Here is a 16,405-nt window from a genome sequence, read left to right on the forward strand (position 1 = left end):
AAAAACAAGAGTAGGATTGAATCATGGTGAGTTATCAGGGTAAAAATATTGTTATTATTGGATTAGGTATCACAGGGCTTTCTTGTGTTAATTATTTCCTTGCTCAAAATGTTATTCCAAAAGTAATTGATACTCGATTATCACCATCCGGTTTAGATCAACTAGATGAGCGTGTTATTTATCACTTAGGCGATTTAAATGTTGATTGGTTATATGAAGCTGATTTAATTATTGCCAGTCCCGGAATGGCTTTATCTACTCCAGAATTACAACTAGCTGCTGAAAAGGGAATTGAGATAGTCGGTGATATTGAACTTTTTTGTCGGGAAGTGAATCTTCAAACCAATAAAAAAATTGTGGCAATTACTGGCGCTAATGGTAAAACCACTGTCACTACATTAGTTGGCGATATTATCAAATCTGCAGGTATTAAAGTTGGAGTCGGTGGAAATATTGGTCAACCAGCTCTAACATTGTTACAGCAAAATTGTGATATATATGTGCTTGAACTATCGAGCTTTCAATTAGAAACCACTTATAGTTTGCATGCAACTGTTGCAACAATATTAAATATTACCGAAGATCATATGGATCGTTATCCGCAAGGATTGATGCAATATACACAAGCAAAACAACGTATTTATCAAAATGCAAAATATTGTGTCATTAACGCTGATGATAAACTAACTGTGCCTACGGTGAATCATCATCAATGTGTTTCTTTTGGGTTAATTCATGGCGATTACCACTTAGATAGTCAGTATCAACATTTAATTGCTCAACAATGTCCGGTGTTATCAACTAAGGATATGAAATTAATCGGTTGCCATAACTATCTTAATGCATTGGCTGCGTTAGCAATCAGCGATAAATTAAATATTCCTCGCACTTCAAGCTTGGCAACAATAGCTTCATTTCAAGGTTTACCGCATCGCTTTGAACAGGTATTTGAAGACAATGGTGTTATCTGGATCAACGACTCTAAAGCGACGAATGTCGGTAGCACTGAAGCTGCATTAAAAAGCGTTGTGTGTCATGGTAAGCTTTTCTTGCTCTTAGGTGGGGATGGGAAAGCGGCTGATTTTTCTCCATTAATTCGATACTTACAAAATAGAAATATTGAAATTTTCTGTTTTGGACGAGATCGCAATTTATTAGCCAAATTATTGCCGGATAACACCACAGTTACCGAGACAATGGCTCAAGCGATAGAAATTATTGCTCAAAAAGTAGAAAAAAATGATGTGGTATTACTGTCGCCTGCTTGTGCGAGCTTAGATCAATTCAAAAACTATATTGATCGCGGAAATCAATTTACGCAACTTGCTAAGCAGTACGGTCACAGGAGTGGAAAATGACACTGTTTGCCATCAAAAAACAAGTTAATCCGAATATACCTTTTGATAACCAATTACTCTGGACGGTAATTGGCTTAATGATATTTGGGTTAATTATGGTGACTTCTTCGTCTATGTCATTTAGTGAAAGTAACCCTTTCTTTTATACGCAACGTGAACTTATTCAGCTGGGTATTTCGCTGTTTTTAATGTTCATTACGCTCTATATCCCAATGCAACGCTGGCAACAATTTGGCTCAATACTATTAATTATCGCCATTATTATGTTAGTAATGGTGTTGGGGATTGGATCATCGATTAATGGTGCTTCTCGTTGGATTCCGCTTGGCGTTTTTAATTTTCAGCCAGCAGAACTTGCTAAGTTATCATTATTTATATTTTTAGCCAGTTATTTAACTCGAAAATCAGATGAAGTGCAAAATAGATTTTGGGGCTTTTTTAAACCAATGGTGGTTATGGCCGTTCTTTCTATTTTGTTATTAAAACAACCCGATTTGGGCACCGTTATTGTGTTATTTATGGTCACAATTGGTATTTTATTTATTGCTGGTGCACAATTATGGCAATTTATTGCAATATTATTAACAGGCGTTGGCGCCGTAATTTGCCTTATATTATATGAATCCTACCGTTTAACACGATTATTAACGTTTCTTGATCCATGGCAAGATGCAACAGGATCGGGGTATCAGCTTGTAGCTTCTTTAATGGCGATAGGTAGTGGCGGAATAAGTGGCCAAGGCATGGGCAATTCTATCCTAAAATTAGGTTATTTACCTGAATGTCATACAGATTTCATATTTTCAATTATCTCTGAAGAATACGGATATATCGGCGTAGTAGCGTTATTGTCATTATTATTTTTATTGACATTCAAAGCGCTAGCTATTGGTTACCGCGCACTCAATGAAGGTTCTCAATTTTCCGGTTATTTAGCTTGTGAAATTGGAATATGGTTTGGTTTCCAAACTTTTGTCAATGTCGGTGTGACATCTGGCATGTTACCCACTAAGGGGCTAACACTACCATTTATTAGTTATGGTGGCTCTAGTCTTATTGTAATGAGTATTGCGGTCGCAATCTTATTGCGAATCGATTTTGAATTTAGACAACAACAAGCGCAAGCAAGAATAAGGTCAATAAAATAATGAAAAAGTTATTAGTAATGGCTGGGGGTACCGGCGGTCATGTTTTTCCAGGAATTGCAGTTGCGCATTATTTAATGAAGCAGGGCTGGCAAGTAAGGTGGTTAGGTACCGCTGACAGAATGGAAGCACAACTCGTGCCTGAAAATGGTATTGATATTGATTTTATAGAAATTTCAGGCCTGCGTGGCAAAGGGATAATGGCATTATTAAAAGCGCCGTACAAAATATCAAAAGCGGTTTTTCAAGCTAGAAAAATTTTAAAAGCTTATAAACCCGATGTTGTGCTAGGAATGGGCGGGTATGTATCTGGACCCGGCGGTATAGCCGCTAAAACGTTAGGTATACCTGTTGTTTTACACGAACAAAATGGGATAGCTGGTTTAACGAATAAATCGCTCGCTAAAATTGCAACTAAGGTTTTACAAGCTTTCCCAACGGCGTTTGCTAATGCACAAGTCGTTGGTAACCCGGTGCGTCGTGATTTATTAACCGTTGCAGAGCCAACAGAAAGATTTAAACAGCGACAAGGTCCTATACGTGTATTAGTTATGGGTGGTAGTCAAGGTGCAAAAGTAATTAATGATGTTGTACCTCAAGTGATAACGAAATTGTCCGATAAATATATAGTCTGGCACCAAACCGGTAAAGGGATGCTTGATGAGGTGATTAAAGCTTATCAACATTGTGATATGACGAATAATAAAGTTACCGAGTTTATTACTGATGTGAAAGAGGCTTATAGTTGGGCAGACATTGTGATATGTCGTAGTGGTGCTTTAACGGTAAGTGAAATTGAAGCAGTGGGTATTGGTGCGATTTTTGTGCCATTTATGCATAAAGATCGCCAACAATTTTGGAATGCAAAATCGTTGGCTGATATTGGTGCAGCTAAAATAATAGAACAACCCGATTTTAATGTAGAGTCACTACTTAATTTACTTGCAAATTTGACTAGAGAAGATTTGCTTGAAATGGCGGTTAAAGCTAAAAGTTTGGCTGTCCTGGATTCCACAGAAAAAGTGGCGGAAACACTGGTATCAGTGGTAAAATAGTTAGTTTTATATCCAATTTTGTGTAATAATCTTGTCAAAAGATTTCAAGTTTAGTATATGTTTGAGTCAATAATAAATTGAGTTATCTCAAATAATAATTCTATAAATGCAAAATCGATTATATTAGATGAAAACTTCAGGCAAAAATAGACGAATTAGGGGTTAGATTGTGAATACAAAGGAATTAGCTGAATTAAGAGCAATTATTCCAGAAATGAAACGAGTCAAACATATCCATTTTGTCGGTATCGGTGGAGCCGGCATGGGAGGTATTGCTGAAGTTCTTGCTAATGAAGGGTATCAAATAAGTGGGTCTGACATCGCTCAAAATGCCGTAACAGAACATTTAGAAACTTTAGGTGCAAAAATCATTATAGGACATGCAGCGGAAAATGTACTTAATTCAAGTGTGGTTGTGATATCTTCGGCTATATCACAAGATAATATTGAAGTCATCGCTGCGCGTGAGGCACGTATTCCTGTCATTCAACGTGCTGAAATGTTAGCTGAGCTAATGCGTTTTCGCTATGGTATTGCTATTGCAGGTACACATGGTAAAACCACAACAACCGCAATGGTTACCGCCATTTATGCGGAAGCTAAACTTGATCCAACTTTTGTAAACGGTGGATTAGTAAAAGCGGCTGGAACGCATGCGAAATTAGGTACAAGCCGTTACTTTATTGCTGAAGCTGATGAGAGTGATGCTTCATTTTTGCATTTGCAACCAATGGTCTCAATTGTTACAAATATTGAACCAGACCATATGGATACTTACCAAGGTAGTGTTGAGAATCTTAAACAGACCTTTATTTCGTTTTTGCGTAATCTTCCTTTTTATGGTCTGGCAATTATGTGCTACGACGATCCGATTAATCGGGAATTATTGCCGGTAGTTGGACGTAAGATTATTACTTATGGGTTTAGCGAAGAAGCTGATGTTGTTATCAAAAATTACCGTCAAGAACGTGGGGTTAGTTATTACACGGTATGTCGTCCGGATCGTGATGATCTGCAAATTGAATTAAATGCTCCGGGTAAACATAATGCATTAAATTCTGCGGCTGCTATTATTGCCGCCACTGAAGATGGGATTGATGATCAATCAATTATCAATGCATTAGCAAAATTTGCCGGAACAAGTCGACGTTTCGATTTGATAGGCCATTTTCCACATGCTAATGGCAAAGATATTATGATGGTTGATGATTATGGACATCACCCAAGTGAAGTGAATGCTACGATTCAAGCAGCCAGAAATGGTTGGGCAGACCGCCGTTTGGTAATGATATTTCAGCCGCACCGATATACACGTACTCGAGACTTATTTGATGATTTTGCGCAAGTGCTTTCACAAGTCGATGCGCTGGTTATGTTAGATGTGTATTCAGCTGGTGAACAACCAATTGCTGGTGCAGATAGCCGATCATTATGCCGTTCGATTCGTAATCGAGGTAAAGTTGATCCTATTTATGTTTCTGACTTAGATCTGCTACCGGAAATAATGCAAGAAATATTACAAGGTGGCGATTTATTAATTACACAAGGTGCTGGTAGTGTTGGTCGAATTGCTCGCCAATTAGCCAACTCTCAATTATTTGCAAAAGAGGTTTTATAAAAATGGTTGATAAAGTTGCTGTATTGTATGGTGGAACCTCTGCTGAGCGAGAAGTATCGCTCAAATCGGGTAAGGCTGTATTAGCAGGATTATTAGCAAATGGTATTGATGCACATCTTATTGATACTAAAGATCACCCTATAACTAGTTTAAAAGATGAAGGATATACTAAAGCCTTTATTATTTTACATGGTCGTGGTGGAGAAGATGGAATTGCACAAGCCATTTTAACTTATCAAAAAATACCTTATACTGGAAGCGATGTTTTATCTTCAGCGCTTACAATGGATAAATTAAAAACAAAATTAGTCTGGAAAGCGTTAGGCTTGCCAGTAGCTGATTATGTCATGGTAGACAAGTCTCAATCTATAGATGTCAATGCTATTGTTAAACAACTTAATTTACCGCTATTTGTAAAACCAAGTCATGAAGGGTCAAGCGTTGGCATGACTCGTGTAAATGAAGTATCTGAATTAAAAGCTGCCATCGAGGTTGCTTTTCAATACGATGATGTTGTCATGGTTGAATCATTTCTAGCCGGTCCGGAATTTACTGTAGCAATAGTTGGTGAAGAAGTTTTACCTTCTATTTACATTAAGCCTGCTACAAATTTTTATGATTATGATGCAAAGTATTTATCTGACTCAACCCAATATTTTTGCCCAAGTGGTTTAACTGAAGATAAAGAGCGTGAAATACGCCAATTAGCACTTGAAGCCTATAAAGCTGTAGGCTGTCGGGGCTGGGGTCGAGTAGATATTATGTTCGATCAAAACGAAAAACCTTATTTACTTGAGGTCAATACTGCTCCGGGTATGACAGATCACAGTCTGGTACCAATGGCTGCAAAACAGCACGGTTGGTCTTTCAGTGAGCTTGTTAATCGTATTCTAAATTTGGCAACAATATAATTGGCTAAATCTTTATGAAACAAGTCAGACAAGCAGCGCATCGACGAGAAAGTAGAAATAGACGGCGGTTGCTTGTTTTTCGTAATACAGAACAGTTGATAGGTTTTTTGTTCTTTATTATGATTATATTTATCAGTACTTGGGTCGTACATAGTTTTAAAAATTGGATGGACGACCCTGAACAAATGGTTTTGTCCCAGTTAACACTAAGTGGTGAACATACTTATACAACCGAAGATGATTTAAGAGAGGCAATTTTAGGATTAGGATTACCCAATACCTATATTGGGCAAGATGTTGATGATATCCAGCAAGAAGTCATGCGATTTCCATGGGTAAAACAAGTAAGTGTTCGTAAACAATGGCCAGATAGATTAGTTGTTTACATCGAAGAGTACAAACCTGCTTTTTATTGGAATGACTTATTTTTATTAGATAAAAGTGGCAATGTGTTTAGTGTGCCACTAGATAGAATAGGTGAATTGCCATTACCAAGGATTTATGGGCCTGAAGGTAAGGCTAAGTCAATGCTTGAAACATATTATAGTTTAGAAAATCTTTCTAAGAAATTAGCTAATAATCAGTTAGCATTACAAATCACTGCTGCAATATCAGATGAACGTAATGCATGGCAACTGATGGTAAAACAATGTATAGCCGGTTTATGTTTAGAAAATCAGGATATTAAATTAATGCTAGGAAGCGAACATATTGAAGAACGTTATAACCGATTTATTAAATTATTCCCTGAAATTCAATCTAGAATACCGGTAGACGAAAAAATCACGGTGGCTGATTTACGTTATGAAAATGGTATATCAGTGCAAAGAGAAAAACTAGCGCAGTAAGGAATAAATAAAGGCTGAAGTATGAAAGCAACAGAAAAAAAATTGGTTGTCGGACTAGAAGTTGGTACATCCAAAGTTCTTGCCCTTGTTGGTGAAGTTCTTCCTGATGGTATTGTCAATATTATCGGCGTAGGTCATTGCCCATCAAAAGGTGTGGATAAAGGTGGTGTAAACGATCTTGAATCTGTGGTCAAGTCAATTCAACGTGCAATTGACCAAGCCGAGCTTATGGCTGATTGTCAAATATCTTCTGTTTATTTAAGCCTATCGGGTAAACATATTCGTTGCCAAAACGAAATTGGCATGGTGCCAATTGCTGACGAAGAAGTGACGGCTGAAGATGTCGACAATGTCGTGCATACTGCTAAATCGGTCAGAATTCTTGATGAACATCGGATATTACATGTAATAGCCCAAGAGTATTCAATTGACCTGCAAGAAGGAATTAAAAATCCAATTGGTCTTTCAGGCGTGCGGATGAAAGCAAAAGTTCACTTGATCACCTGTCATAATGATATGGCAAGAAACATTGTTAAAGCGGTTGAGCGTTGTGGACTAAAAGTTGATCAGCTCATATTTTCTGGTCTGGCATCGAGTTATGCTGTATTGACCGACGATGAAAAAGAGCTAGGTGTATGTGTTATTGATATTGGCGGCGGTACAATGGATGTTACTGTCTATACTGGTGGCGCATTACGCCATTCGGTGGTTATTCCTTACGCTGGCAATGTTGTTACGAGTGATATCGCTTACGCATTTGGTGCACCACCAATGGATGCGGAAAATATCAAGATTCGTTATGGTTGTGCTGTTGGTTCATTAGTCGGCAAAGATGAAGTTATCGATGTGCCAAGTGTTGGTGGACGACCTTCACGTTCATTACAAAGACAAACATTAGCAGATGTGATTGAGCCTCGTTATTCTGAGTTGCTTTCACTTGTGCAAAAAGAGTTACTTGTTTTGCAAGATGAACTGAAAAAACAAAATGTTAAATATCAATTGGCAGCAGGGATTGTTTTAACCGGTGGAGCAGCACAAATTAAAGGAATGGTTGAGTGTGCTGAGAAAGTTTTTCAAAATCAAGTTCGTATTGGGCAACCATTAAATATATCTGGTTTAACCGATTATGTACAAAAGCCTTATTGTTCAACAACAGTTGGGTTATTGCATTACGGAAAACAAAGTTTATTAAGTGATGATGCTAAAGATAGTCATAAATCATCATTAAAAGGGATAGCTAAACGATTGACCGGTTGGTTTAAAAAAGAATTTTAGCTAATATATTTAAGAACTTCGTGGACATTGTAGACCGTTATCTGTACAATGTTATTAGATCGTAAATTTGGAGATAAGTTATGTTTGAGCCTATGGTTGCAGATGATGAACCAGCAGCAGTCATTAAAGTTATTGGTGTCGGTGGTGGCGGCGGTAATGCTGTCGAGCATATGATTGCTGAGCATATTGAGGGTGTTGAGTTTTTTGCGGCAAATACTGATGCACAAGCATTGAAAAGAATAAAGGTAGGTCAAACTATCCAAATTGGTACTAATGTTACTAAAGGGCTTGGTGCAGGTGCTAATCCGGAAGTTGGTCGAAACTCTGCAGAAGAAGATCGTGAAGTCATTCGTAATGCGATTGAAGGTGCCGATATGGTTTTTATTGCAGCAGGTATGGGCGGTGGTACCGGAACCGGTGCAGCTCCAGTTGTCGCTGAAATTGCTAAAGAACTCGGTATTTTAACTGTTGCAGTCGTTACTAAACCTTTTGGTTTTGAAGGTAAAAAGCGTATGGCTTTTGCTGAACAAGGTATCGCTGAATTAGCAAAACATGTTGACTCATTAATTACGATTCCAAATGATAAATTATTAAAAGTATTAGGTCGTGGTGTTAAACTACTTGATGCTTTTGCTGCCGCTAACGGCGTATTAAAAGGTGCTGTACAAGGGATTGCCGAGCTTATTACTAAACCTGGTCATATCAATGTTGACTTTGCTGACGTAAGAACAGTGATGTCTGAAATGGGTTATGCTATGATGGGATCTGGTCGTGCAAGCGGTGATAACCGTGCCGAAGAAGCAGCAGAAATGGCTATTTCAAGCCCGTTACTTGAAGATATTGATTTATCTGGTGCACGTGGTGTTTTAGTCAATGTCACCGCTGGCTTAGATTTAGGTTTAGAAGAGTTCGAAACCGTTGGTAGTACAGTGAGAGCGTTTGCATCTGATAATGCAACTGTGGTTGTGGGTACAACTTTTGACCCTGACATGTCTGATGAGATTCGTGTTACTGTTGTTGCTACAGGTATTGGCATGGATAAACGTCCGGAAGCAAAAATCTCTAAGCCAATGGCTCATAACTCATTATTTACCCAAAGTAATACACTTGGGCAACAAGAAGAAAAATTAGCGAAAGTAGTTAATGAACCCGCTGTTTCTCCTCTTGAAGAACACAAAATTTTAGATATCCCTGCTTTCATCCGTAAGCAGGCTAATTAGTATTGAACTTATTTGGTTTTTTATTGTCAAATATCAATAGAAACAAATAAAAGAGTAGGTGCAAAGTGAAACAAAGAACCTTAAAAAAGACGATTCAAGCAACTGGTGTAGGTTTACATACCGGTAAAAAAGTTACTTTGACATTACGTCCTGCACCAGAAAATACAGGCGTTATCTATCGTCGTACAGATTTAAATCCGTATGTCGATTTTCCGGTTGATGCTAAATCAGTACGTGATACTATGCTTTGTACTTGTTTAGTTAACGAAGATAATGTGCGTATTTCTACTGTTGAGCATATCAATTCGGCATTAGCTGGACTTGGTATTGATAATATTATTATCGAAGTTGATGCGCCAGAAATTCCAATTATGGATGGTAGCGCAAGCCCTTTTGTTTATTTGTTGTTAGATGCAGGCATTACTGAACAAAATGCACTGAAAAAATTCTTACGAGTTAAACAAACTGTACGAGTTGAGAACGGCGACAAATGGGCAGAAGTTAGACCATATAGTGGATTTAGATTAGATTTTACCATTGATTTTCATCATCCTGCTATCGATAGCAGTTCACAACGTTATCAATTGGATTTTTCATCTGAATCTTTTATTCGCCAAATTAGTCGCGCAAGAACATTCGGTTTTATGCGTGATATCGAAGCATTGCAATCAAAAGGCTTATGCCTTGGTGGTAGCTTAGATTGTGCGATTGTAGTTGATGACTATAAAGTTTTAAATGAAGACGGTTTACGTTTTGAAGACGAGTTTGTACGTCATAAAATGCTTGATACTATTGGTGATTTATACATGAGTGGTCATAACATGATCGGTGAAGTGGTTTGTTATAAATCTGGTCATGCTTTGAATAATCAGTTATTACAGGCGTTATTAGCAAAACAAGAAGCTTGGGAATATGTTACTTTTACAGAAGATCAGCCTGTTCCATTAGCATTAGGTACACAACAACTTGTTTTAGCCTAAATCAAATATAACGTTGATAACAATATAAACGCTTCCATTTGGGGGCGTTTTTTATTTTTAACCGCATGAGATAATTATTATGAATAATAGCCATTTTTTTGCTCATCTTTCACGATTAAAATTGATTAGCCGTTGGCCATTAATGCGAAATGTCCGTACTGAAAATGTTTCTGAGCATAGCCTTCAAGTCGCTTTTGTGGCACACGCATTAGCAATTATCAAAAATAAACGATTTAATGGCAAAGTCAATCCTGAGCGCATAGCATTGCTTGCTATGTATCATGATGCATCAGAGGTGTTAACCGGTGATTTACCGACACCCACTAAATATTACAATCCGCAAATCACAACTGAATATAAAAAGATTGAAAAAATTGCACAACATAAACTTATCGATATGTTGCCACAAGAGTTACAAGACGACTTTAGAACGTTGATTGATGATGATTATTATGACGAGTCAGAGAAAAGTATTGTCAAGCAAGCTGATGCCTTATGTGCTTATTTAAAGACTATAGAAGAGCTTAGCGCTGGTAACAATGAATTTCGATTAGCCGAACAAAGATTGAAAAAAACATTATCAGAACGAAATAGCCCGGAAATGGACTACTTTTTGGAAGTATTTGTACCTAGTTTTAGCCTGTCATTAGACGAAATAAGCATGGAATAAATATGCTATTAAATAAGCGATTTTACCCACGAGTTAATTCAATTGTCATTGATTGAATCACTGATTATTATCATTGAATTCGTTCATAGGCAAATTGACAACATAAATACTTTATTTTTGATAAATATAACATTTAACTGGTCGACCTATTGATAAGTAAGTTAAATGGCTTTCCAGTTCGCCAAGATCTTCCAAATAATCGAGATATTTTTTCAATGATATACGAGATAATGGGATTAATTCGACAATATCGCTCATTGAAAATTCTTTATTATATTCGATGATTACTTCCCGCACTTTTTTCAATGTCTGTCTATCAATCCCTTTGGGTAGACTTTTATTTTGGCTAACGGGTTTGGCAAAAATGCGATCATCTAACTGATCTTGATTTAATATTTTGCTTGAGGACAATAACCGTATCCGTTCTTGATAAGAAATAAGTGCTGTTCTGAGCCTGCCAAATGTGAATGGTTTTACGATATAATCAATCACGCCCAGACGTAAAGCTGCTTGAATATCATTGGTATTACAAGCGGCTGTTACCATAATAATATCAATTTTAGGGTAACTAATACGAATATGTTGTAATAGCTCAAGCCCGTTTAATTTGGGCATAAATACATCAAGCAAGATTAAGTCAACATGATTATCATGAATAAAATGTAAAGCTTGTTCACCATTAACCACATTAGCAACTAAATTAAAACCCGGTACCATATGCAAATACTTTTTATTTAATTCTGCCACCATTGGGTCATCTTCAACAATCAGTACGTCTACCATGACAGTTTTTTCCTCTATAAAGCTGTTTAAGTGGTAATGATACTTTAAAACACGTTCCTTTTTTATTAATTTGATCACATAATTGAATATGACCATTAAGCTCATCAATACTAGCTACAACTAAGTAGAGACCAATCCCTCGATTGTCTCCTTTGGTTGAAAAACCTTTTTTGAAGATATGCTGCATATCTTTTTCGCTAATGCCTTCTCCATTATCATTGACTTCAAAGATAAACGCTTCTTCATTAATCGATAAATTTACTTGAATCTGTTTATTATCTAAAAATTGGACTGCATCTAAGCCATTATCGATAAGGTTACCAAAAATAGTCACCAGACTATGGGTAACTTGAGAATCGGGAATCGGTGCTAAGATCCCACTCACATTAAAAGATAATGACACACCTAATTCACGTGCTCGACTAAATTTACTATTAAGAAAACCTGCCACGATCGGATCTTTAATTGCTTGGCTGATGATATTCGATTCAGCTTGTTTGTTACCAATTATCTCTTCAAGATAATCGATAAGTTCCTGTTTATTATTGTTAAATGCCAATCCGTAAATTACATGTAATTTGTTATTAAATTCATGCGACTGTGAACGTAAAGCATCAGCATAACGATTGACGCCGGTAAGGTTTTCTGCCAGTGATCGAACTTCTGTCATATCTCTGAATGAGGCAATTGCCCCAACTAACGAATCGTTAACAAATAAAGGAGTACGATTAGTTAAAATTACAACCCCATTAATATTTTGTTCACAATCATATTCGGCTATGCCGGTCATCATAACTTCGTATAAACGGGTATTAGGGATCACATCAGCAATTTGTTGACCAATAATATTTTCTTTTTTACCTTCAATACGTAATATTCTTCTTGCCTCATTATTTATTTGAGTGATACAACCTTCTCGGTTAATCACAACAATTCCTTCTTTGACCGTTCTAATAATTGCATCTCTTTCTTCAAAAAGTTGAGCCATTTCTAACGGTTCAAGTCCATACAATATCTTTTTTATGTTACGGGATAATAATGAGGCTAATAAAATCGCAATGGCTAATGATGCAATAAGTGACAGCCATATAGGCTGACTTGTTCTGGCTACTAAATGATTAATTTTTTGCAGTGTTTGCCCAACTAAAACCGCTCCAATTTGTTGTTGTTGCTTATTATAAATAGGGCTAAATGCACGTATCGCATCACCTAACGTACCTTTGGCTATCGATGTATAAGACTCGCCTTGTAACGCTCTTTGCTCGTCCCCGCCAACAATAAGTTGACCAATTTTATCTTTATTTGGATGAGAATATCGTATGCCTTGCATATTAAAAATAACGATATAATCTACTTGAGCAAATGTTCTGGCTTGCTCGGTATAGTTCTGAATAAATTCAAGATTATTGGCCGTCGGATTTTGTAAATTTTCAATAATGCTATCTGATGTAGAGATGATAGTGGCTATATTTTCGGTGCGCTGGCGAGAAAGGTTTAAGTATTCATCGTTAACAACATGAATAATATAAATATTCTGTGCAATAACTGATAATATAAAAACCAAACAAATTAAACTGATTAATTTGACTTTAAGCGATAACCGATTAAAAAAGTAGTTCATATTACAAACTCAAGACGAAATCCTTATGCATACTAATATAAACAGATTGATAAGAAAACCTACTAATAATTTGTTTTTATCAGTAGGTTTTTTTCAAGTTCAATTAAGGTCGGTAATGATTAGTCTACCGCTGCGTTTCTAACACTTTCGGCAACCACTTTGGCAACGTTAGGTTCAAATGCGTTAGGTAATATGCAGTTTTCGGATAATTTGTCTTGAGTAACAATATTGGCCAACCCTTTAGCAGCTGCTAGTTGCATAGCTAAAGTGATGTTTTTTGCTCTGGCATCTAAAGCTCCTCTGAAAATACCCGGGAAAGCTAACACATTATTGATTTGATTTGGATAATCGCTCCTTCCGGTGCCCACCACAAAAGCGCCTGCTGCTTTGGCTTCCTCAGGGAATATTTCTGGTGTTGGATTAGCCATGGCAAAAACTATCGATTTTTCTGCCATAGTTGATACCCATTCCGGTTTTAATACACCCGGCGCAGAGACACCAATAAACACATCGGCACCTTTAATGGCATCTTGTAAAGTGCCTTTTTGTTTTGAATGGTTGGTTCGACGAGCCATAGCCAAATGGTGTGGCGGTAACGATGCATCATCCTCCGATAAAATACCGATTTTATCGACAATTTTTAAATCGGTAACGCCTGCCGCCAAAAGCATATCAGCTATTGCTAAACCGGCTGCGCCACCACCATTTATCACAATTTTTGCTGATTCAATTGTTTTCCCTGCAACTTTAAGTGCATTATATAATGCCGCTAAAACTACAATTGCAGTGCCATGTTGATCATCATGAAAAACAGGGATATCTAGAATTTCCTGCAATCTTTTTTCTATTTCAAAACAACGTGGCGCACTAATATCTTCAAGATTGATGCCGCCAAAGGACGGGGCCAGCGCCGCAATATGGCTTACAAGTTCATCTGGGTCTTGAGTATTAAGCGATAATGGGATTGCATCAACATTGGCAAACTGTTTAAATAATATTGCTTTTCCTTCCATAACCGGAATTGCTGCTTCAGGCCCAATATTACCCAATCCTAATACCGCTGAGCCGTCAGTAATTACAGCAACTAAATTACGTTTGCTGGTATATTCATACACAGATTCGGGATTTTTAGCAATTTCGGTACACACCGCTGCAACGCCTGGGGTGTAAGCGACACTAAGATCTGACATTGAATTAACCGGTACTTTTGAGTGAACTTCAAACTTCCCGTGCATTTGTTTACTAATTGCTAACGCTTTTTCTTGAACTGTTGTCATGATTCTTCCCTTCTAATTACACTTAATAAATCCTAATCAAACTTAGAATATTTTACATTTAATCTACATTGTTAAATTTTGCTATTACATATGTAGGTATCTTAATAGCGCAGTAGTACAAATCACCATTAACGCTCCACCTAACCTTGTTGCAACCTGTGCAAAAGGCATTAAGTTCATTCGATTTGCGGTTGAAAGTATTGCTACATCACCTGTTCCGCCCATGCCGCTTTGGCAAGACGAAATAATAGAGGCTTCAACCGGATGCATTTTTAAGAAGAAGCTACAGACAAAACCAGTCATAGAAACGGTAAATACAACCGAGATAATGGTAATAAAATATGGGATGGTTAGTACTTTAACTACACTTGCTAGATCAATATATAACAAGCCTAATCCCGCCATTAATGGAAAGGTAAAGTTGCCTGAGATAAATTTGTACCATTGCTGGCTACCGCGCTCAACGCTTTGTGGTAATAAGCGAAAATATTTCACCACAGCCGTTGCAATAATCATTAACACTGGTCCCGGAAAGTGAGTGATTTTTTCTAAAATCATACCAAAAATAATTAGTGTAGCTAAAATCATAACAGCCCCACTCATTGCCCGAGCATCCAATGGTGTTTTGTCTTCTTTTAGGGCATCAGCTAGCCCGTCAAATTCGATTTTGACCAATTGACCTTGACCACTCAAATGAGGTTTAACTTCACCAATTCGGCTGATAATAGCGGTGAAGGTGATAGCAAAAAAGTTACCCACAACAGTTGCTGGTATTAATGCACTGACAAATGAATCATAATCTTGGTTTAAAATATTACTATAGGCATTAGAAAGTTGTAATACACCTTCACCAATTCCACCAGCCATAACCGGTGATACCGTATAGAAAAAAGCATGTTCCCACGTATCGCCAAACGCTACTGCGACTGACACCCCAACTAATGCTGCCAAGCACATGCCGAGCAACATTGGGATCATCATGCGAATAAAACCTTGTATCAAAATAACGCGATGCATGCCAAGAATACTGCCACAAACTAAACTTGCAATATAAAACAACAGAAAATTAGATTCCTTCATTAGCATTTTAGTTGCTGCTAAGGTATTGTCATCAAATACGCCATAATAGACTAATAAAGAGGGCACAATTAACGATAATATTGCAGGTGCACCAAATTTTTTGAAAAAAGGAATATTTTGTCCTAAGGTACCTAGGCACCAACCGAGTGGTAAAATCACCGCGAAACCACCAATTAATGTTCTTGGTAGCATATCTAATTGTGCGGCGATGATAACGATAATTGAACAAACGATAAAAATAGGTAGGGGTAATGATCCGATGTAGATTTTGTTTTCTTTTAACTGTTGCATCATGCTCATAGCTAAACCTCTTGTAAGATAGTTTTTTATAGTACAAATCTAGTATAGTTAAGGAACAAGAAATCAGAAGATTAAGAAAGTTAACTAACTAGTTTTGTAATTAATGTAAGTTAGTTTAAATAATTAGCAGCAGTAACAGTCATTAAAGTGGGTTTAATAAGTGTATAAAATTTGAATTAAATCAAAAAAATATTTAATTAGCCTGATTATTAGATGCAAAAGGAAAAGAGCAATAAGCTATATTTATATTGACAGTGCCAACTT

At 37.0% G+C, this 16,405-nt stretch carries 14 protein-coding genes; 10 read left to right on the forward strand and 4 right to left on the reverse strand.

The features are described 5' to 3' along the window. The first annotated feature begins 23 nt into the window (after window positions 1-23). From murD to yfbR, 10 genes are all read left to right on the forward strand, one after another. The gene (gene murD / locus J3U74_RS00760) at window positions 24-1,358 is read left to right on the forward strand and encodes a UDP-N-acetylmuramoyl-L-alanine--D-glutamate ligase (RefSeq protein ID WP_267329934.1); all 1,335 of its coding nucleotides are present in this window, start codon (window positions 24-26) and stop codon (window positions 1,356-1,358) included. Continuing rightward, window positions 1,355-2,506: a cell division protein FtsW gene (gene ftsW, locus J3U74_RS00765; RefSeq protein WP_267329935.1), complete on the forward strand. Its 1,152-nt coding sequence runs from the start codon at window positions 1,355-1,357 to the stop codon at window positions 2,504-2,506. Before murD ends, ftsW begins: the two co-directional genes overlap by 4 nt. Next, a complete protein-coding gene (gene murG / locus J3U74_RS00770; protein WP_220218014.1) occupies window positions 2,506-3,558 on the forward strand; it encodes an undecaprenyldiphospho-muramoylpentapeptide beta-N-acetylglucosaminyltransferase in 1,053 nt (350 codons plus the stop codon). Before ftsW ends, murG begins: the two co-directional genes overlap by 1 nt. A 169-nt stretch (window positions 3,559-3,727) precedes the next feature. Continuing rightward, a complete protein-coding gene (gene murC, locus J3U74_RS00775; protein ID WP_366518667.1) occupies window positions 3,728-5,176 on the forward strand; it encodes a UDP-N-acetylmuramate--L-alanine ligase in 1,449 nt (482 codons plus the stop codon). A 2-nt stretch (window positions 5,177-5,178) separates the two neighbouring features. Further along, a complete protein-coding gene (locus J3U74_RS00780) occupies window positions 5,179-6,087 on the forward strand; it encodes a D-alanine--D-alanine ligase (RefSeq protein WP_267329936.1) in 909 nt (302 codons plus the stop codon). A gap of 14 nt (window positions 6,088-6,101) precedes the next feature. Beyond that, entirely contained in the window at window positions 6,102-6,935 is an 834-nt protein-coding gene (locus J3U74_RS00785; RefSeq protein ID WP_220218012.1) for an FtsQ-type POTRA domain-containing protein, read from the forward strand. 21 nt (window positions 6,936-6,956) lie between these two features. Further along, window positions 6,957-8,210: a cell division protein FtsA gene (gene ftsA, locus J3U74_RS00790; protein WP_220218011.1), complete on the forward strand. Its 1,254-nt coding sequence runs from the start codon at window positions 6,957-6,959 to the stop codon at window positions 8,208-8,210. A 92-nt stretch (window positions 8,211-8,302) separates the two neighbouring features. After that, window positions 8,303-9,430: a cell division protein FtsZ gene (ftsZ, locus tag J3U74_RS00795; protein WP_370634068.1), complete on the forward strand. Its 1,128-nt coding sequence runs from the start codon at window positions 8,303-8,305 to the stop codon at window positions 9,428-9,430. A 65-nt stretch (window positions 9,431-9,495) separates the two neighbouring features. Further along, a complete protein-coding gene (gene lpxC / locus J3U74_RS00800) occupies window positions 9,496-10,410 on the forward strand; it encodes a UDP-3-O-acyl-N-acetylglucosamine deacetylase (RefSeq protein WP_220218009.1) in 915 nt (304 codons plus the stop codon). Window positions 10,411-10,489: 79 nt separating this feature from the next. Then, a complete protein-coding gene (yfbR, locus tag J3U74_RS00805; RefSeq protein ID WP_220218008.1) occupies window positions 10,490-11,080 on the forward strand; it encodes a 5'-deoxynucleotidase in 591 nt (196 codons plus the stop codon). A 111-nt stretch (window positions 11,081-11,191) separates the two neighbouring features. Here yfbR and J3U74_RS00810 read toward each other — a convergent pair whose 3' ends face one another. The 4 genes from J3U74_RS00810 to J3U74_RS00825 form a co-directional block, all read right to left on the reverse strand. Continuing rightward, window positions 11,192-11,863 carry a response regulator gene (locus tag J3U74_RS00810; RefSeq protein WP_220218007.1) on the reverse strand — a complete coding sequence of 224 codons (672 nt, stop codon included), beginning with the start codon at window positions 11,861-11,863 and terminating at the stop codon, window positions 11,192-11,194. After that, window positions 11,841-13,484 carry a DcuS/MalK family sensor histidine kinase gene (gene dcuS, locus J3U74_RS00815; protein WP_267329937.1) on the reverse strand — a complete coding sequence of 548 codons (1,644 nt, stop codon included), beginning with the start codon at window positions 13,482-13,484 and terminating at the stop codon, window positions 11,841-11,843. The genes J3U74_RS00810 and dcuS overlap by 23 nt, the downstream gene beginning before the upstream one ends. Window positions 13,485-13,603: 119 nt before the next feature. Further along, the gene (locus J3U74_RS00820; protein WP_267329938.1) at window positions 13,604-14,761 is read right to left on the reverse strand and encodes an NAD(P)-dependent malic enzyme; all 1,158 of its coding nucleotides are present in this window, start codon (window positions 14,759-14,761) and stop codon (window positions 13,604-13,606) included. Between the two features lie 84 nt (window positions 14,762-14,845). After that, entirely contained in the window at window positions 14,846-16,141 is a 1,296-nt protein-coding gene (locus J3U74_RS00825; protein WP_267329939.1) for a 2-hydroxycarboxylate transporter family protein, read from the reverse strand. Window positions 16,142-16,405 lie beyond the last annotated feature (264 nt).

Origin of the sequence: Gilliamella sp. B3892 (genome assembly GCF_026536305.1) — a bacterium.
Taxonomy (GTDB): domain Bacteria; phylum Pseudomonadota; class Gammaproteobacteria; order Enterobacterales; family Orbaceae; genus Gilliamella.